Annotated in this window: 17 protein-coding genes; 7 read left to right on the top strand and 10 right to left on the bottom strand. The window is 45.2% G+C overall.

All coding sequences use genetic code 11. The annotated features are described in order from the left end of the window. Positions 1 to 315 precede the first annotated feature (315 nt). Entirely contained in the window at positions 316 to 738 is a 423-nt protein-coding gene (locus D0X99_RS18430; RefSeq protein WP_119479335.1) for a hypothetical protein, read from the top strand. Positions 739 to 756: 18 nt separating this feature from the next. On the opposite strand, the gene D0X99_RS18425 is transcribed toward D0X99_RS18430, so the two are convergent. Further along, positions 757 to 2,100, bottom strand: coding sequence for a Gfo/Idh/MocA family protein (locus D0X99_RS18425; protein WP_119479334.1), 1,344 nt, complete (start codon positions 2,098 to 2,100; stop codon positions 757 to 759). Positions 2,101 to 2,183: 83 nt separating this feature from the next. Continuing rightward, positions 2,184 to 2,951: a 3-keto-disaccharide hydrolase gene (locus D0X99_RS18420; protein ID WP_199708149.1), complete on the bottom strand. Its 768-nt coding sequence runs from the start codon at positions 2,949 to 2,951 to the stop codon at positions 2,184 to 2,186. Positions 2,952 to 3,081: 130 nt separating this feature from the next. On the opposite strand from D0X99_RS18420, the gene D0X99_RS18415 reads away from it, so the two are divergent. Continuing rightward, the gene (locus D0X99_RS18415) at positions 3,082 to 5,625 is read left to right on the top strand and encodes a M14 metallopeptidase family protein (RefSeq protein WP_119479333.1); all 2,544 of its coding nucleotides are present in this window, start codon (positions 3,082 to 3,084) and stop codon (positions 5,623 to 5,625) included. A gap of 225 nt (positions 5,626 to 5,850) precedes the next feature. Here the strand turns inward: D0X99_RS18415 and D0X99_RS18410 are convergent, their stop codons facing one another. Genes D0X99_RS18410 through D0X99_RS18400 form a run of 3 tightly spaced genes read right to left on the bottom strand, consistent with a single transcriptional unit; the run spans position 5,851 to position 8,031 of the window. Continuing rightward, complete coding sequence (locus D0X99_RS18410) at positions 5,851 to 6,252, bottom strand: energy transducer TonB (protein ID WP_119479358.1); 402 nt, start codon at positions 6,250 to 6,252, stop codon at positions 5,851 to 5,853. Positions 6,253 to 6,280: 28 nt separating this feature from the next. Then, positions 6,281 to 7,660 (bottom strand): M56 family metallopeptidase, encoded by a 1,380-nt coding sequence (locus tag D0X99_RS20790; protein ID WP_119479332.1) that lies wholly within the window; start codon positions 7,658 to 7,660, stop codon positions 6,281 to 6,283. Continuing rightward, positions 7,657 to 8,031, bottom strand: coding sequence for a BlaI/MecI/CopY family transcriptional regulator (locus tag D0X99_RS18400; protein WP_119479331.1), 375 nt, complete (start codon positions 8,029 to 8,031; stop codon positions 7,657 to 7,659). The genes D0X99_RS20790 and D0X99_RS18400 overlap by 4 nt, the downstream gene beginning before the upstream one ends. A gap of 150 nt (positions 8,032 to 8,181) precedes the next feature. Here D0X99_RS18400 and D0X99_RS18395 point away from each other — a divergent pair, with 150 nt between their 5' ends. Further along, the gene (locus D0X99_RS18395; protein WP_119479330.1) at positions 8,182 to 8,877 is read left to right on the top strand and encodes a hypothetical protein; all 696 of its coding nucleotides are present in this window, start codon (positions 8,182 to 8,184) and stop codon (positions 8,875 to 8,877) included. 21 nt (positions 8,878 to 8,898) lie between these two features. On the opposite strand, the gene D0X99_RS18390 is transcribed toward D0X99_RS18395, so the two are convergent. From D0X99_RS18390 to D0X99_RS18370, 5 genes are all read right to left on the bottom strand, one after another. Beyond that, positions 8,899 to 9,522, bottom strand: coding sequence for a low molecular weight phosphatase family protein (locus D0X99_RS18390; protein WP_119479329.1), 624 nt, complete (start codon positions 9,520 to 9,522; stop codon positions 8,899 to 8,901). 12 nt (positions 9,523 to 9,534) lie between these two features. Next, positions 9,535 to 10,008 carry a DUF6428 family protein gene (locus D0X99_RS18385; protein WP_119479328.1) on the bottom strand — a complete coding sequence of 158 codons (474 nt, stop codon included), beginning with the start codon at positions 10,006 to 10,008 and terminating at the stop codon, positions 9,535 to 9,537. Positions 10,009 to 10,055: 47 nt separating this feature from the next. Beyond that, positions 10,056 to 10,394 carry an ArsR/SmtB family transcription factor gene (locus tag D0X99_RS18380; RefSeq protein ID WP_119479327.1) on the bottom strand — a complete coding sequence of 113 codons (339 nt, stop codon included), beginning with the start codon at positions 10,392 to 10,394 and terminating at the stop codon, positions 10,056 to 10,058. Between the two features lie 85 nt (positions 10,395 to 10,479). Beyond that, positions 10,480 to 11,316 (bottom strand): DUF4249 family protein, encoded by an 837-nt coding sequence (locus D0X99_RS18375; RefSeq protein ID WP_119479326.1) that lies wholly within the window; start codon positions 11,314 to 11,316, stop codon positions 10,480 to 10,482. Next, positions 11,316 to 13,706, bottom strand: a complete 2,391-nt coding sequence (locus D0X99_RS18370; RefSeq protein WP_119479325.1) for a TonB-dependent receptor — start codon at positions 13,704 to 13,706, stop codon at positions 11,316 to 11,318. Before D0X99_RS18370 ends, D0X99_RS18375 begins: the two co-directional genes overlap by 1 nt. A gap of 143 nt (positions 13,707 to 13,849) precedes the next feature. Here D0X99_RS18370 and D0X99_RS18365 point away from each other — a divergent pair, with 143 nt between their 5' ends. The 4 genes from D0X99_RS18365 to D0X99_RS18350 all read left to right on the top strand — a co-directional run bounded on the left by D0X99_RS18365 (position 13,850) and on the right by D0X99_RS18350 (position 17,341). Continuing rightward, positions 13,850 to 14,815: a VWA domain-containing protein gene (locus tag D0X99_RS18365; RefSeq protein ID WP_119479324.1), complete on the top strand. Its 966-nt coding sequence runs from the start codon at positions 13,850 to 13,852 to the stop codon at positions 14,813 to 14,815. Beyond that, positions 14,815 to 15,459: a hypothetical protein gene (locus D0X99_RS18360; protein WP_119479323.1), complete on the top strand. Its 645-nt coding sequence runs from the start codon at positions 14,815 to 14,817 to the stop codon at positions 15,457 to 15,459. Before D0X99_RS18365 ends, D0X99_RS18360 begins: the two co-directional genes overlap by 1 nt. Beyond that, on the top strand, positions 15,449 to 16,057 hold the full coding sequence (locus D0X99_RS18355; RefSeq protein WP_119479322.1) for a hypothetical protein: 609 nt from the start codon (positions 15,449 to 15,451) through the stop codon (positions 16,055 to 16,057). Before D0X99_RS18360 ends, D0X99_RS18355 begins: the two co-directional genes overlap by 11 nt. Before the next feature lie 102 nt (positions 16,058 to 16,159). Next, the gene (locus D0X99_RS18350; protein ID WP_119479321.1) at positions 16,160 to 17,341 is read left to right on the top strand and encodes an acetyl-CoA C-acyltransferase; all 1,182 of its coding nucleotides are present in this window, start codon (positions 16,160 to 16,162) and stop codon (positions 17,339 to 17,341) included. Positions 17,342 to 17,424 lie beyond the last annotated feature (83 nt).

Here is a 17,424-nt window from a genome sequence, read left to right as displayed (position 1 = left end):
CCAATTCAACGGGAATGTTTCAATGGCAGGAAAACGGGGTTATTTGGCGGGAATACGTGGATTAAGTTGAGGGTTTTCTAAAATCCCGGTGATTTAAAAAGTACATTGAAAGGATTAATTGTCGTTTTCGGACAGTTGGGGTTTTTCAAGGGGCTCCCCAATAATTCAGACCTCGCAACTAAAGAAACCTAAAGCCACGAAACTTATCCATCGGTTCCGGATTTTCAAAGCAGAGTCGACGAACTGGAAATGGTTTGAAACCGTTTGACTATAAGGTCTAAATTGCAGCAAGACACTTTTCTAAATCCGCCTGTCATGGAAATCAAGTTAACCGAAGCCGAACTCCAATTTTTAGCAGAAAACAATGCCGGAGAGGGAATCCGGTTGGCAATTACGGGATCAGACGAGTTTAGGGTTATCCATCCAAAGGCGGAGGTGGCTTGCAAACTTGATGGATTTTTCGATCGGTCAATTGTGATTTCCTATGACTTAGGATTTTGGAAAAATCTATTCGTGAGGTGGTTTGTCAAATTTGAGAAAGAGGGTATCCTCTGGAATAAAAAGGAAAAACAAATCGAACTAGATCCTTTCAAATTCTTACCCGAAAAGGAGAAAAAAGCTACAGAAGAGTTCAGAATCCAGGGAATCTCGCTTCAGCCAGGCTGGTTGGTGATTCAGCTTGGAATAATTCCGGATTTGTACAAAAAAGCCCTCCAAATCTCTTCAGAGGGCTCGTAAATCTAAAATCGTAAATTCTTAGACCTTCGGCACCTGCCAACCATTGTGATAATGCGCCTTCATGAGCTGGTTGGCGTCTGAATCTGTAAACATATTTTTCGAAGCATCCCAATAGACTTTTTTACCGGTTTTGTAGGCGATATTTCCCATTTGGGCATTGATTGCAGCTACAGAACCAGTCTGGATCGCACACTTCAGCAATTTTGGATCGTTGGCTGTCACCGCTTCGATGAAGTTGACGGCATGGAGATCCAAAGCACTTGGTCCGGTAGGTCGGCTATGAGGCACTTCCTCAACGCGTGGTTTGCGCTGACCGTCCACGTTATCAGTTTCAGGAATCACTTTCCATCCGCCACGGTTTACTACCAAGGTGGCATTGTTTCCGATGAAGGCGATTCCTTCGGTGGTGCCGTAATTTCCTCCGTCAATTCCTGTTGCATGCTCCCACAGCATATTGAAGCCATCGTACTCATACACCGTCTGAAGCGTATCAGGAGTCTCTGAAGCATCATCCGGATAAGCAAACTTCCCACCGGAAGCCATCACGGATTTTGGTGCGCTCACACCCATGGCATAAAGCGCAATGTCGATTTCGTGGACACCCCAGTCAGTCATCAGACCACCTGCATAATCCCAAAACCAACGGAAAGTGAAATGGAAGCGGTTGGAATTAAACTCCCGCTTCGGAGCCGGTCCGAGCCACATGTCATAGTCAACGCCAGCAGGTGCCGGACCGTTTGGCACTACAGGAACAGGTTTCATCCAGCCCTGATACGCCCAGCATTTTACCAATCGGATTTGACCCAGTTTGCCTGACTTTACATATTGAATGGCCTGATCGTATTGGGAACCCGAGCGCTGCCACTGCCCTACCTGCACTACTTTTCCGTAGCGTTCCTGAGCTTTGACCATGATCTGGCACTCCTCTATCGTATTGGCAATTGGTTTTTCTACATAGACATGCTTTCCCGCCGATACTGCATCCACCATGTTTAGGCAATGCCAGTGATCCGGAGTACCGATGATCACCACATCGATATCCTTGTCTTCGAGCATTTTGCGGTAATCCTTGTATTGCTTTGGACGGGTACCACGAAGCTTGAACACATCTTCGGTACGCTGATCGAGAACGCTTTGGTCCACATCACACAGTGCTACACAGTTGACCTGGGCATTTTTGAGGTGGGAATTCATATTGGACCAACCCATTCCCTTGCAGCCAATTAGGCCGTAATTGATTTGGTCATTGGGTCCGATGGTTCGGGTAAATTTCCCGAAGTCAGCTGCAGTGAGAACAGAAGGCATGCTTAGCCCCGCTCCCAGCAACATGGTGTTTTGTATAAATCGTCTTCTTGAAGTCATGATGGTTATTGAGTTATTGGTTTAAAAATGTCCACTGTCCACAGACGACGGTCGACCGTTGACAGTGGACAGTTGACGAAAGATTAAAGCGGTCTTACCCAGATATTTCTAAATCTTACCGGGTTGCCATGGTCCTGCAGTTTGATCGGCAAAGCCTCTGCATGAGCCTTGTAGTTAGGAATCCCGATGTACTCGGTAGGGCCTCTGAGGATCACATTATTTTGCACCAATACCCCGTTGATCAATACGGTAACGGTGGCAGGTGAAGTCACCATCCCATTTTTGTCAAAGCGCGGTGCCTTGAAAATGATGTCATAGTAATTCCACTCTCCCGGTGCTCTAAGCGGATTCACCAAGGGAGGATGCTGCTTGTAGATACTTCCAGCCTGCCCATTGGTATAGGTCTTACTTTCGTAGCTGTCCAAAATTTGGACCTCATACATCCCCATCAGGAAAAATCCGGAATTGCCTCTCCCTTGACCCTCACCCACGATCTCGGTTGGCGCCGACCATTCGACATGATACTGAGCATCTCCGAAAGGAAGCTTAGACTGAATATCACCCTTACCTTTTACAACTACGAGTTCCCCATTTTCGATTTTCCATTCTGCCGGGCTGTTTCCGTCTTTGGCACTTACAAAACCATTCAGGTTTGAGCCGTCAAAAAGGACTATCGCATCGGAAGGCGGCAAGTTGTTTTGGGTACCCGGAGTGATTTTTGGAGGAACCGGGGTGTAAAATTCAGTAGCCTGAGGAGGCATTGGCGGTGGGGTTTGCTGCTGAGCAAGCGATAATGAACTTACGCTCAGACCCATAGCGGTCAAGGCAATTGTCCATACTTGGTGTTTCATACAATAGATTATTTAGGGTATATGACTAAAAGCAATAAATTAATCCAAAAACCCAGTAAACTGAAAGCCGCTGATGGATTTTTAATGGATTTGGCCAAATCCTTTTTTACTTTTCAGAAAAATACCACCCATGACAAAACGGTTACTTTGGCTTGTTTTCGCCTTTTTATCAGGCAATTTCGCCTTTGCCCAAGAGGAATATTACTTCCCCGGAGAAAAATTTGATCCGTCAATCCCCTCACCTTCCCAGTATCTGGGCTATCCGATAGGAGACTGGCACACGAGGTATGATCTGATTGTAAAGTATTTCGAAAAACTCGATCAGATCAGTCCTCTGGCCCAGCTTCAAACCATCGGCTATACACACGAACATCGCCCAAAAGTCATCCTGACCATTGCCTCCACTCCAAACATGGGCAATCTGGAGCAAATCCGTCAAAAGCAATTGCAGCTAGCTGATCCCAGTCAGCCGAAGCCGGATGTCGACTCCATGCCTTCAATTGTTCATCTCGGATATGGTGTTCACGGCAATGAGCCTTCCTCAGCTGAGGCTGCGATGCTGACCGCTTATTGGTTGCTGGCTTCCCAGAGTGATCTGGCCAAAAACCTTCGGGAAAACTCGGTCGTCCACATCGATCCCACTTTGAATCCTGACGGCCGGGACCGACATAGCCTTTGGGCCAATTCGAACAAGGGGTTTCCGGCGGTCGCTGATCCCTTGGATCGGGAACATAACGAAGCCTGGCCAGGCGGCAGAACCAACCACTATTGGTTTGACCTGAACCGGGACTGGCTTCCTCTGGCACATCCGGAATCACGGGTAAAAGTGGAATGGTATCATCAGTGGTACCCAAACGTGACCACGGATTTCCATGAAATGGGTACCAACAGCACCTATTTCTTCGAACCAACCAAGCCATACGGGTCCGAAAACCCGGTGGTACCAAGAAAGAACTACGATGACATCAATCCCCGATTTGCCAAGTACTTTGCGAAATACATGGATCAGATCGGCAGCCTGTACTGGACCAAGGAGGTCTTTGACAACAGCTATCCCGGTTACGGCTCCACCTACCCCGACATCCACGGAGGATTGGGATTGGTATTTGAAACTGCCAGTAGCAGAGGACACCTTCAGGCTAGCCAGCGTGGAGATATTTCCTTTGCCTTTACGATCCGAAACCACGTGGTCAACTCACTTGCCACGATGGAAGCGGCTTTGGACAATCGGGTGTACATGCACGATTACCTCAGGGAATTTTTCCAAAGCGCAGTCGCGGAAGGAGCAAAAGATCCTGCAAAAAATTATGTCTTCGGAGACGAATTTGACGAGAGCAGAAACCGGCTTTTCGTCAAGTTTTTACTGGACCACAAGATCAAAGTGTATGAAAACACCGCTGATTTGACCACTTCAGGCCAGTCGTTTAAAAAAGGAAAATCATGGATTGTGCCAACCAATCAGCCGCAATACCGCATGGTACGGACCATGTTTGAGTTTGAGAAAGAGTTTGCCGATTCGGTCTTTTATGATGCATCTGCTTGGACGATGGCAGCGGCATACGGAATGCCTTTTTCTTCCGCGCCAGCGGCAAAAGCAGGAACTGAAATTAAGGAAGCACCAAAAGCCAATCCTACTTTTCCGGAGGGAAAAGCCTATGCTTACCTGATCGACTGGTCGGATTACTATGCTCCCAAGATGCTTTTTGAACTGCAAAAAGCAGGAATCCATGTGGAGTCTGTGCACCGTACTTTTTCTTCCCAAACTCAGAATGGAAAAATTGATTTTCCTGCCGGAACCCTGATGATTCCTATGGGATTCCAAAAGCTAAAAGCCGAGGAAGTCTCCGCGAAACTGAAAGAATTGGCCGCCAAAAACGGACAGAAAGTATATGTCGTGCAGACAGGATTAAACCTCAGCGGAATTGACCTAGGTTCCAATTTGGTGTCAGCAGTTCAAGTACCCAAGGTATTGATGATGGTAGGTACCGGAATCAATGCCAATGAAGCCGGAGAAATCTGGAATCTGATGGATCAGCAACTCGGCATGCCAATGACCAAAGTAAACACCGAGCAGTTTGGCAGAATCAATCTCTTCGATTACAACACCCTGATCCTGCCAAGCGGCAGCTATAATTCCCTTTCAGAAGGACAGGTCAATCACCTGAAAGATTGGATCAATCGTGGCGGAACGGTCATTTCCATGAAAAACGCTTCCCTGTGGCTGAATCAAAAAGGCATCACCAAAGAGGCAGCCGTGGAACTGGAAAAGGAAACAAAAGATCCGGATTCCTTGCCGTTCAATACCCGAAATGACTTTGAAGGTGCCAAGGAAGTGGGAGGAAGTATCTACTTGGCCGAGTTGGATCTGACCCACCCGATCGCTTATGGTTATCACCGAAAAACTCTTCCGGTGTATCGCAATACAGACATATTCATCAAGCCATCGGAAGACAAATACCTGACTCCGATCAAATACTCGGCAAATCCACATTTAGGCGGCTACATCTCCAAGACCAATCTGGAAAAGTTGAAGCTGAGCGCCGGAGTGGTCATTTCATCCGTAGGTCAAGGAAGAGTCGTGCATTTCTTCGACAGTCCAAACTTCAGAGGAACTTGGTTTGGCACCAACAAATTGTTCCTGAATGCGATTTTCCATGGAGACAATATGGATTGATTCGATTTCGGATTTGGTATATCGGATTTCGGATTTACCATAGTAATTGATAGGCCGTTGGAGATATTTTTCCAACGGCTTATTTGATTGGGGTAATTCTATGCAAAACACTTGAAGGGGAATAATGACCTTCCCGTTAACAACTGAATAAGAAGACAGTATAAAAAAAGCCGCAAAACGAATCGTTTTGCGGCTTTTTGATTGTATTGAAGTTGGTTTAGTTTTTTACAGCTTAAACTGCACCGGCAAGGTCATTTGAGCGGCTACAGCCTTTCCTTCTTTCTTACCGGGAGTCCATTTTCCTGAATTTTTCACCACCCGCACTGCTTCTTCATCACAGCCTCCACCAATGCCTCGAAGAATTTCCACTGCATCAACTGACCCATCTGATTTCACCACAAACGTCACCATCACCATACCTTCAATTTTGGCCTCTTTGGCAGAAGTGGGATAGTTCAAGTTTTCAATCATGTATTTGGTGAAGCCCTCCATTCCTCCTGGAGGAACAGGCATTTCGTCCACTTCCTTTTGGACGGTCTCTTGGGCTTTCACCTCAGCCGGATGGGACATCCAGGAAAAAATCACCAGTAAAAAGAATACTAATTTGGAAACGGATTGGTTTTTCATGGTTCTGGTTTTTTGGTTTAGCATTCATTTAACATTTGCCATCTGAGTTGGGAATGGCATTCAGTTTCCCTTTTGACCATTGGAACTGAGCCAATTTTTGGTTGATTTGGCGAGTTCTGGGAGCAAAGTCCGCGTCTGCCACTGAACCAAGTTTGAATCTGATCGGAAGTCTCATTCGGCTCGCTACAGCTGTACCTTTCTGATAGGCTGGAGTCCAGTCCGGAGATTCCGTCACCACCCGCATTGCCTCTTCATCAGCCCCTGCGCCTATTCCACGTAAGATTTCTGCGTCCCGGATGGATCCATCCTTATTGATCACAAACACGACGATGACAGTTCCCTCAATCCCCATTTTTCTGGCTTCTTCAGGATATTTAAGATTGGATAACAAGTAATTGGACCAGCCTTCCATACCTCCAGGAGGAACGGGTTGTACTTCGGTAACATCAAAGATTTCATCTGCGCCTTCCGAAATTCTAGCCGAAAGATCACTTGGTCCAATTGATTTTGCCTTAGCCACTTGAGTAGGTCCTTCAAGTTCCTGCTCGGGGGTAAAGTCACAGGCAAAGGCAAAAACAAGTAGCGCTACGGCTGGAATCAAGGCTAGAAACCGGGCTTTTTGCTGTGGTTTAGAGTTGGTTTTAGTTAGCATAAGAATGCGCTTTTTGGTTTGAAATTGGTTAAAGTTGTTCATAAACTGCCAGCCTGGTTTGGCTGTGATCAGGTGCAAAAGAAGGGTAGCATATTCTTTAGGGGAATAAGCCCGAGTCACACCTTTATCCGCCTGAAACTCATGAACCTCCCGCAGAGACTTCTCGAAAATGTAAATCAGCGGATTAAACCAGAAGACCACTTTGGCAAAATTGACGAGCAACAAATCCCAACTGTGATGGAGGCGGACATGGATGGATTCGTGGAGAATAATCTGCCGTTGCTCAGGGCTCTCCGGATTATAGTCAGGCATCAGGATGTACCTGAAAAAAGATGCGGGCACAAACTCAGGATGTATCGCAATCAGATGATCCCCGTGATTTAGTTTTTTAGCTCTCCCAATCAGCCGCTGGGAAATTATAAATCCAAATATCATCCAAGAGGCTGTGACCACTACTCCCAGCAAATAAATCCCAAAGAGAATTTCCAGGTAAAGTGACCAATTGGTTTGGGCTGTGGCTATTTGCTCACCTACTTGAACCATCGGAAGGGTTATCTCTCTCACTACCTCTCCCCCACCATTTCCAAAAAAGTCCAAGGACAAAGATGGAATGACAAAAGAAAGTCCCAAAAGCAACAAAAGAATTGCCCTGTTCCACGCGAAAAAGGTCAGACCACTGAGCACAAATCTGTAAATCAGAAGTGTGATCCCAAGGCAAACCGAAGTTTCAAGCAGGTAAACAAATACACCGGTCATGACTCAGAGGGTTTGTCCATTTTGTCAATCAATCCCTGTAATTCATTGATTTCCTTATCGGAAATGTTCTTTTCCTTTACCATAAAGGAAAGAAAATTGCTCACAGAACCTCCAAAAAAGGTCTTAACCAGTCTGTTGATACTTTTCTTGCTGTATTCCTCCTGAGATATAATCGGAGAATACAAGTTGACCGTACCGTACATGCGGTGCTTGAGGTAACCCTTTTTTTCCAATAGTTTAATCGATGAAGCTAAAGTGGTGTAGGGTGGCTTTGGATCGGGCAATTGATCCAAAATATCCCTAATAAGCAGTTCTCCGGATCTCCAGAAAAATGCCATAATCTGTTCTTCGTTTTGATTGAGTTCTTTCATAGTTGAAAGGTAAAAATCAACCCTGAAATAACCTACGATTTTTTCGTATATCTACGAAAAAAAATTAGCACGCGGACAAAGCAACCAAAATTGGTTGGTTGTCATCTTTAACCATGAAAGCAAAACCACTCGCCAAAAATTTATTCTTGTATGACAAAAGACCTTAGAAAATCCATTTTCACCTATTTCATTTTTCTCCTGATATGCGCATTGGGAATGGTTTGGGCCAAAAATTGGGTAGAGCCTTACCCCTATCTGAGAGTATGGGAATGGAGTAATGTGTTGATTTTAGCTATAGGAATTCCCTTTCTCTTTTTGCAAAAGCAGGCAGGCATTCCTGATTTCTGGGAAAAGCAAATTTCCAACAATTCCCGAATTTGGATTCCGGGATTGGTTGGAGTAGGATTTGGGATCTTGGACGTCGTCATCATCAAGGGAATTCTTCATCCCGAACCATACACCGAATTACCTCCCTTTCTCCAGCCTTTCCCATATTCCATCTTCCTGTATTTTTCAGGAGCCTTTGACGTGGAGATTTTTTATCGACTGATTCCTATTGCATTGGTCCTTTTTATTTTCTCCAAAATCCAAAACGGGAGATTCCAAAACCAAGCCTTTTGGGTAATGGCCGTTTTAACCGCTGTAAGGGAACCTTTGGAGCAAATGCCTTCCGGAGCAACATGGTTTGTGGTTTATGCCTTAGTCTCAGGTTTCGCTATGAATTTTATCCAAGCGATCTATTTTAGAAAAGTTGGCTTTATCGGAAACCTTAGCCTGAGATTAGGGCATTATCTGATCTGGCACATCCTGTTGGGCATTTTCGTGGAAATGGTAGAGTTGGGATAAAAAAGAATTTGCTGCTAAACACTAAAGTTTTTCCTTCACTTTTTGGAAAATCAAAAAAAGCTCGGCCCCAATCTGATGGGAGCGCTCGGTGTACATTTTTTCTTCCAAATCGGTCCCGTCAAAGGCTTTAGGGTCTTCAAACCGCAATGGAATCCGAATTTCGGCTCCGGGAATATAAGGGCAGTTTTCATCTGCATGATCACAGGTCATCACAGCAGCAAATCCTGAATTGGGGTTGATCGGATCATCGTAAACCTTGGAAAAGGTTACAATAGGTTCAGCTTCCTGTCCATGAAAAATGAAATAAACAGGATTATCCTCCCCTTTTTGTACCACTTTGAAACCATCTCTTCGGATCGCTGCAACTGCCCGCTCATTGAAGGCTGTCACCTCCACACCACCGGAATAGCAAAATGCCTTGATCCCAAAATAATCCGCGGCAGTTTGTGCCCAGATCTGGGAAAACTGGCTTCGCCGACTGTTATGCGTGCAAATGAAATTGAGCCTGATTTCCTCACCTGATTTGATCTTTCCCAATAGGTAATCCACCATGCTTTGGATTACAGGAATTCTGTCTTCTGGGATTTTGGAAATGGGCAGGGAAGCGATCGTCGCTTCCACTGCCGGAAAAAAAGAATGATTCATTAACTCATTTGATTAGCAACAGCCCGAGCCTGGCGTGCAGCAATCTGCAGCAGCAGTTTGGAGTTCAGATAGTTTAAATTTTGGCTTTTGAGAAGGGATACCGCACTTGTCTTTAGCAAGACAATCTGTCATCTTTTTGGTAAGCACAAAAGCATCCCCGTTGAATTGAAGCCCATACTTGCCGATGGTATCGCCCTGATATTCCACTTCCACTTCCAAATCCTCCAACCCCAATACCCGCTCAGAAAGCTGGATAATATCCAACAGTTTCTTTGCTCCCAATCTATGATCGTAATCTCCGTCTTCCCAAAGCTGGAAATTGATCGACTTTTCGTCACGGACTGTTCCGCCACAATCAATGAATCTTTTATTAACCTGGCCTACCTCTGTAATGTGAAAATGAGCCGGTACCGCTGTGCCATCAGGCAAAAGAAAGGTCAATTGACTTAAGGAAGGGAGTTTGGATTTGATTTCTGAGAGTTTCATAAGCTTTAAATTATTGTAATATTACGATGGATAAATTCAAATTTTTTTTAACAGCAATTGCCAGAACCACAGGAATCGCTCAACTGATCAAAGAGTCCGTTGAAAAGCCCCTGAACCTGCTCCCACCTTTTGGGATTGATGCAATAGCTGACAGACACGCCTTCGATCGAGCCGTGGATCAAGCCCAACTCTTTCAATTCCCTCAAATGCTGGGAAATGGTTGCCTGAGCCAGTCCAAGTTCCTGAACCAAAGTACCGTTGATACAGCTTTTGGTTTTGACCAAATGCTGAAGGATGGCTATCCGTGCTGGATGCGCAAAAGCCTTGGCCAGAAGAGCGAGCTCATTTTGCTCCGCAGTGAAAAGGTCTGTCTTAGTGATTCCCATAATTATATTGCAATATTACGATGAAAGATAATTAGCGGACAACATTTCGATGTTTTTTTTTAAAAAAAAATCTACCCGAAAGGAATCAGTCGTATTTGGCCTGGATGACCACTGTCCTGGTTAAGATCGGTGAAACCATAAAATACCCCAAAACCTCAGAATCCCCCTGTACCACCCGAATGTTGGTATCTGGATTTTGAGGTGGCGGGCTGAAAAGTCCCCCATCGCTAAACAGTAGATTTACCAATTGATTGAGGTAATCAAAGGCATCCCGATTCAGGCGAAACAATTCCAACCGAACCCTGTCATTTTCCTGAAAGGCATAGCCCAATTCCAGGCCCTCTTCAAAAAAAGTCAACCCAAACGTATCATCGAAAAGCAGGTAATCTTCCCTCTGATTTTTTAGTGTATCATTTTCAATCACCCGAATCCGGTAATTGTTGTCTTCCTCAAAGGGAATCTTGCCATAAACCTTGATATAGTACCCTTCCTCCCGGAATAGACGTTCCTCCTCAAAACTCCAAGTAACACTGTCTACTTTAGGAGGCTCCAGCATCACACCATCCGATACATATATGTTACCGTTCCACCGGACATTCAATTGATATTTTTCACCCACTCTTGCCTTTTCCAAAGGGTTGACCGGTCGATAGGATTGGGGAACGCTGAGAAACTGAAAAGGAATCACCTTGGTTGTTCCGGGTATCGTGATAAAAACTTCCGCATCGGAAATAACTTCTACATTCAACGAATCATAGAAATCTTTTGAAAGCGTGATTTTCACTTCATTATAAATCCCCTGATCGGTCCAAAATGCCTCAATGGTGGGTACCAGATCTTCTTTTTCACCCAAGGGCAATATCACTTCCTCCTGACAGGACCAGGACAAAACAGCTAATAGAATGAATGCCAGCCTTTTCATCAGAATTTGAAATTATAAGTGATCGATGGCAAAAAGGTAAAAAGGTAGGTCATGACCACACCGGGACGGGAGGATACAATTTCTCCATCTTCAGACGGATCATAGTTAATGTCATCGTTGTATATCTGTCGAAACTCGTAGGCAAAAGGATTTTTCCTGCCGTATAGGTTATAAATACTGAAGTTCCAGCTTCCCTTCCACTTTCTGCCTTTATCGGCATTTCTCCAGGTGACTGACGCGTCCATCCGATGGTAATCCGGAAACCGGTCCAAATTCCGATAATCCGAATACAAAGGAGCAACTTGGTTATCCACTTGATACGAGCCAACAGGAAAAGAAACTGCCTGTCCCGAGGTGTATACAAAAGTTAATCCAGCAGACCAACTTGGGGAAAACTCATGATTCAGCACCAAAGTCACATCATGGGGCCGATCAAATCTTGGGTTGTACGGTTCATTTTTGCTGACACCCTCAATCTTCCTCCAGGTTCTTGACCAAGTATAAGCCAACCAGCCGGTGGTCTTTCCGATATTTTTCCGAAGTAAAAATTCAGCCCCATAGGCCCAGCCCTTTCCTGCCAAGACTTCCGTTTCAACCTGATCGGTAAAAAGTACCTGTGCTCCATTTCTAAGGTCAATCACATTGTTCAGGTCTTTGTAATATCCTTCGACCGATAGCTCCCAGCGGTTTTCATTGAAATTGTGAAAGAGCCCAAGTGAAACCTGATCACTACGAATCGGCTCTACATACCTCCCAGCCAGAATCCATCGGTCAATCGGCAATCCAGCCGAACTGTTGGATGCGATCTGTATGTACTGGAAATTCCGGTTGAAGGCTGTCTTTACTGAAAACCGATCATTGATCAGATACCGAAAAGCTATCCTAGGTTCCAAACCCTGATAAAACTTCATGTTTTCCAACGTGCTGTAATTCAGGGAATCAGTGATTTCCGCTTCGGGTCCAGGAATCCCGCCTTCGTAAAGGTAATCCACTCCTTTTCCCACCTGATTGAACAATCCCCATCTCAATCCTGCTTCCGTGCTGAGTTTGGAAGAAAACTCGTAATTCACACTCGCAAAGAAATTATTCAGCAGGCCATTTTTTGGATTGGTAACGATGGGCTCAATGGCGCTTCCCGGAGCAGGCTCGAGATCGATGGGGGCAAAATTGTAATATTGGCTGTGCACCCCCCAGTTGATTTGCGATTTGGGATTTGGCAGCCAAGTCCAGATGGCTTTGAGTCCAGTTTCAGATAAGTTATTTCTCCATTCGAAGCCCGTCTCCGGATCATCAAATTCAACTGAATAATTGTATCGGGAGTGGTATCCCTGCAGGTCAAAAAAGTAAGTTTCCGAATTGACCCGACTCCAATTCACTGCACTTACCCAGTTGGTCCAGCCTAAACCAAACTGCTCATCCAAACCCAGAAAGTCACTTCCCTGATAACTGGAGATGGAAAGTTTGTCCTTTTCTCCCAGAATAAAGGAAAACTTCCCGCTAAGATCATGGAAGTTGAGTTTGTTGTTTTTGAGATTTTCGTCTGAGGAAAGCCTCAAAAAAACATCCGCATAGGTTCTTCTTCCGCTGACAATGAAGGTTGAGTTTTTTCCAAACAGGGGACCATCCAACGTAAGTCTCGAGGAAATGCTGCCTATTCCTCCTTCTCCGTGAATTTGCTGATTGTTGCCTTCTCTCAGTGTCACATCGATCAAAGACGAAGCCCTGCCCCCAAAAGAAGCCGGCATATTGCCTTTATAAAGGTCGACGGTTTTTAGCCCATCTGGATTGAAAACCGAAAAAATCCCAAAGAAGTGGGAAGCATTGTAAACCGGAGCTCCGTCGAGTTGAACCAAGTTTTGGTCCGCTGAGCCTCCTCTGACAAAAAGCCCTGTCGTCCCTTCACCGGCCGATTTCACTCCAGGCAAAAGCTGCAAACTTCGAAGTAAATCGACCTCTCCGAATAGGGCGGGGATATTTTTAATGGTTTCAATCGGGACCGTAGACTTTCCCATGTCCAGATTTTTGACTTGCTCATCCGGTCTTCGTTCCTGGATAATAATCTCGTCTAAGGACATCTCCTCAGACTTCAGAAAAAACCGAATGGGCTTTTCAGCTTCATTTTGGTTGATCACCCGTACCGATCGTTCATATCCCACATAAGAAATCACCAACCGGGCTGGAAGGGGTATCAGGGATAATTGAAATTTACCATTCAAGTCGGTGACTACCCCAGAAGAGGTCTTTCCTTCCCAATACACATTGGCGCCGATCAGCGGCTCGGAATTACTCACATCCATTACTTCCCCTGAAATGAATTTGAGATCCTGCGAAAAGGACTGAAAACCAAGGGTTGTCAGAAAAAATACCGCTAAAACTCTGAAAAGGGACATGTAGTGAAAATTGAATCGGATTTGCAAAGCCGAACGAGCTGGAGAAATTAATGTTTGTTAATTCTTTCTAAATGTTTCGCAGCGGAAAAACCAAAGCGGTATTTCTGCCTTTCAAAGTTAGGTTTTATTCCTAATTTCAGGCCATGATTTGGGCATACCCTGACATCAGACTCACCCTTTTGCTGGCAGGCGTCTTTGTACTCCTCTACCTGCTTTATCTCACAAGATTTTGGTCCATCAACCGTCGGTTGAAAGTGGAGAAGCAGCGCCTGTTTACCAAACTCATTATTCGAACAGCTTATTTCATCCTTTTTCTGATTGCCTTTGCCGGTCCCTCGATTGGAAATTCGTTCAAAGAAGTCAAGGAAGAAGGAAAAGACATCTTTATTGCCGTAGACCTTTCCCAGTCCATGAATGCTACTGACATTGGACCTAGCCGTCTTCAGCGGATCAAATTCGAATTGAAGAACCTTATCAAAAGCTTTCCTTCAGATCGAATCGGATTGATTATTTTCAGTTCGGAGGCTTTTTTGCAATGTCCCTTGACCTTTGATCAGACGGTTATCCAACTTTACATCGACGGATTGAACACGGGCTTGGTGCCGAATGCAGGAACAGATTTGACTGCCCCTCTAAAAATGGCACTTGAAAGGTTCCAAAAAGACGAAAGTCAGGAAATCAAATCGAAGTCGGTGATCTTGATTTCTGACGGTGAAAACTTCGGAGATGACCTCGAGGGAACCATTGCTGATCTGGCAGACAATGGGGTAAAAGTATTTTCCCTGGGAATCGGTACAGAACAAGGCAGTGAAATTCCAAGAGGAAATGGAGTGGTCATCGATCCTGAAACAGGAAAACCTGCCATTACAAAACTTGAGTCTCAATCACTCCGTCTTTCATCTTCCGAGACTGGCGGTGAATACTTTGAAATTTCGGACGAATCCCAACAAGTGGGTGATCTAATCTCAGCCCTCGACCGACTGGAAGGTGGCGTTGCCAACACGAGAATGGTAGAAGCCAGCTCCAATAAATACTTCTATTTCCTTTTAGCAGCCTTGGGACTGGCTCTGTTGGATATGATTTTACCTATCAAAACGATCAAACTCTGATGAGCTGGAGCAAATTGATTTGGGTTGTTTTTCTCTTCATTCCGAGCTCATGGACCCGGGTGACCCGGCTTAACAATGCCATCGAAGTGGCAGAAACCAGCTATGCGGAAGCCAACTATGAAAAATCGATCGCCGACCACCTCATTTTGGTCAACGATTTCCAACATAATTCTTCCGAATTAAACTTTGACTTGGGATTAAGCCATCAGTATGCGAAGAAAGTGGATGAAGCTTTGCCTTGGTACGATCAGGCTACACAAAGTCCCAACAAAATGCTGGCATCCTTTGCCTTTAATCAATCGGGAGTTATTCAAGGCGACAAAAAAGAATACGAAGTCGCTCTAAGCAAATTTCAATCTGCCTTGATCCAGGATCCGACTAATGAACAAGCGAGATACAATTACGAATTGCTGGCTCGATGGCTCAAGCGAGACGAAGAGCGCAAAAATCAGGATCAGAACAAACCTGAGCCTTCAGAGTTTGCAAAGCGCAAAAAAGCAGAAGCCGATCGATTGGTGGAACAATTCCGCTTTAATGACGCTTTAAAGGTAATGCAGGATGCCATGGCTCAGGATTCCACTGTGGCAGCCTATCAGGATTTTATGACCACACTTCAGGAGGTAGTGGAAATCGATGAAAAATAACAGAATCGTACTCACACTTGGAATATTCCTGTTCTTTGGGGGAATCGTTTCGGCCCAGACGGCAGGTGATTTTTTTAACCGAGCTGCCCGATCGTATGTAAAAACCGAAAAAGATCAGGCGCTTCAGACAGTCAATGATGGACTGATCAAATATCCCAATGATGCCAAACTGAATGCTTTGAAGGAAAAGCTGGAAAAAGAACAAGAGGAAGAACAGCAGCAAAATCCTCAGGATCAGGAACAGCAGAACCAGCAAAACCAAAATCAGCAAAGCGAAGGCGAACAGGGCGAAAGCCAGTCTCAGGAAAAAGACGGAGAGCAGACTGACGAGGACAAAGCCAAAGAAAGTCAAAAAGGGGGCGATCCCTCTCAGCAAAGCGAAGAGGCCGGTGAAAATGCCAATGATCAAATGGATGCAAACTTGGCCGACCGACAAAAGAAATTGGAACAAATGCGTGAGAAGCTCAAAGGCATGAATTTGACTCCTGAGCAAGCATCACAAATCCTGGAATCGCTTAATGCTGCCGAACTCCGGTACATTCAGGATAATAAGAAAAAACCAACCCAACGGCCAAAGAGAGGCCTTCCGGATTGGTAGGATAAAAAAATAGCTGGAAGACCGCAGACGGAAGACTGAAGTTGCATTCTCTCCGGTCTCCGGTCTACCGTCTTCTGGCCCATAATCTAAACCCAAATAAACATGAGCAAAGAAGTATACATTGTTTCCGCGATGAGAACTCCGCTTGGCAGTTTCGGCGGAAAATTGGCAGGAATGACAGCAATTGAGCTTGGCAGCATTGCGATCAAGGGAGCTTTGGCAAAATCCGGTGTATCTCCGGATGCTGTCAATGAAGTTTTCATGGGAAATGTGATTTCTGCAAATCTTGGTCAGGCTCCTGCCCGACAAGCCTCCATCGGAGCAGGAATCGGATACCATGTTCCTTGTACCACGGTCAATAAAGTTTGCGCTTCCGGTATGAAGGCGGTCATGCTTGCTGCACAATCCATTATGCTAGGAATCAATGATGTGGTCGTAGCCGGTGGTATGGAAAGCATGTCCAATGTGCCTTATTATGTACCAAAAGCACGTTTTGGATATAAGTACGGAAACGCTGAACTGGTGGATGGCTTGGTGAAAGACGGACTTTTTGAAGTGTATTATAAGTTTCCTATGGGCAACTGTGCCGAAAACACAGCCAGAGAAATGAAAATCACCCGCGAGGACCAAGATGCCTATGCAATCCAATCATACACAAGATCAGCAGCTGCTTGGGAAGCTGGAATGTTCAAGGACGAAATCGTTCCGGTGGAAATGCTGGGGAGAAAAGGAGAAACCATCCTGATCGAAGAAGACGAAGAATTCAGAAATGTGATGTTCGACAAAATCCCGTCCTTGAAGCCTGTTTTTGATAAAAACGGAACAGTAACCGCTGCCAATGCATCCACCATGAATGACGGTGCTTCGGCATTGGTTTTGGTCAGCAAAGAAAAAGCAGAAGAACTTGGCCTTAAGCCACTTGCTAAAATCCGTGGATTTGCAGATGCTGCTACTGATCCACTTTGGTTTACCACGGCACCAGCATTGGCCATTCCGAAAGCACTTAAGCATGCCGGCGTTTCAGCAGATGAAGTTTCATACTACGAAATCAATGAAGCTTTTGCAGCTGTAGCCATCGCCAATCAACGTGAGCTAAAGCTCGACAATGACCGACTAAATGTCTTCGGCGGTGCAGTCTCCTTAGGCCATCCACTCGGAGCTTCCGGCGCGAGAATCATCACCACACTCAATTCCGTATTGCACAAAAAATCCGGCGACATCGGAGTGGCAGGAATCTGCAACGGTGGCGGAGGTGCTTCGGCGATTGTGATTGAGAAGATGTGATCAAACGATAGTAAATTCAAAAAAACCGCAGCTAGTTACTAGTTGCGGTTTTTTTATGAGTTTTCTTAAATGTTCCCGCAGAT

The sequence above is a fragment of the Algoriphagus lacus genome (genome assembly GCF_003583985.1).
GTDB classification, from domain to species: domain Bacteria; phylum Bacteroidota; class Bacteroidia; order Cytophagales; family Cyclobacteriaceae; genus Algoriphagus; species Algoriphagus lacus.
Note: the sequence above shows the minus strand (reverse complement) of the source record. Positions and strands in the feature narration are given on the sequence as shown.

Bases quoted from the DNA above. Each gene is read 5' to 3' on its own strand.
- D0X99_RS18360 (WP_119479323.1), top strand. From the start codon at position 14,815: ATGAGCTGGAGCAAATTGATTTGGGTTGTTTTTCTCTTCATTCCGAGC.
- D0X99_RS18430 (WP_119479335.1), top strand. From the start codon at position 316: ATGGAAATCAAGTTAACCGAAGCCGAACTCCAATTTTTAGCAGAAAAC.
- D0X99_RS18400 (WP_119479331.1), bottom strand. From the start codon at position 8,031: ATGAAAGAACTCAATCAAAACGAAGAACAGATTATGGCATTTTTCTGG.
- D0X99_RS18350 (WP_119479321.1), top strand. From the start codon at position 16,160: ATGAGCAAAGAAGTATACATTGTTTCCGCGATGAGAACTCCGCTTGGC.
- D0X99_RS20790 (WP_119479332.1), bottom strand. From the start codon at position 7,660: ATGACCGGTGTATTTGTTTACCTGCTTGAAACTTCGGTTTGCCTTGGG.
- D0X99_RS18415 (WP_119479333.1), top strand. From the start codon at position 3,082: ATGACAAAACGGTTACTTTGGCTTGTTTTCGCCTTTTTATCAGGCAAT.
- D0X99_RS18410 (WP_119479358.1), bottom strand. From the start codon at position 6,252: ATGAAAAACCAATCCGTTTCCAAATTAGTATTCTTTTTACTGGTGATT.
- D0X99_RS18355 (WP_119479322.1), top strand. From the start codon at position 15,449: ATGAAAAATAACAGAATCGTACTCACACTTGGAATATTCCTGTTCTTT.
- D0X99_RS18420 (WP_199708149.1), bottom strand. From the start codon at position 2,951: ATGAAACACCAAGTATGGACAATTGCCTTGACCGCTATGGGTCTGAGC.
- D0X99_RS18370 (WP_119479325.1), bottom strand. From the start codon at position 13,706: ATGTCCCTTTTCAGAGTTTTAGCGGTATTTTTTCTGACAACCCTTGGT.
- D0X99_RS18375 (WP_119479326.1), bottom strand. From the start codon at position 11,316: ATGAAAAGGCTGGCATTCATTCTATTAGCTGTTTTGTCCTGGTCCTGT.
- D0X99_RS18425 (WP_119479334.1), bottom strand. From the start codon at position 2,100: ATGACTTCAAGAAGACGATTTATACAAAACACCATGTTGCTGGGAGCG.
- D0X99_RS18390 (WP_119479329.1), bottom strand. From the start codon at position 9,522: ATGAATCATTCTTTTTTTCCGGCAGTGGAAGCGACGATCGCTTCCCTG.
- D0X99_RS18380 (WP_119479327.1), bottom strand. From the start codon at position 10,394: ATGGGAATCACTAAGACAGACCTTTTCACTGCGGAGCAAAATGAGCTC.
- D0X99_RS18395 (WP_119479330.1), top strand. From the start codon at position 8,182: ATGACAAAAGACCTTAGAAAATCCATTTTCACCTATTTCATTTTTCTC.
- D0X99_RS18385 (WP_119479328.1), bottom strand. From the start codon at position 10,008: ATGAAACTCTCAGAAATCAAATCCAAACTCCCTTCCTTAAGTCAATTG.
- D0X99_RS18365 (WP_119479324.1), top strand. From the start codon at position 13,850: ATGATTTGGGCATACCCTGACATCAGACTCACCCTTTTGCTGGCAGGC.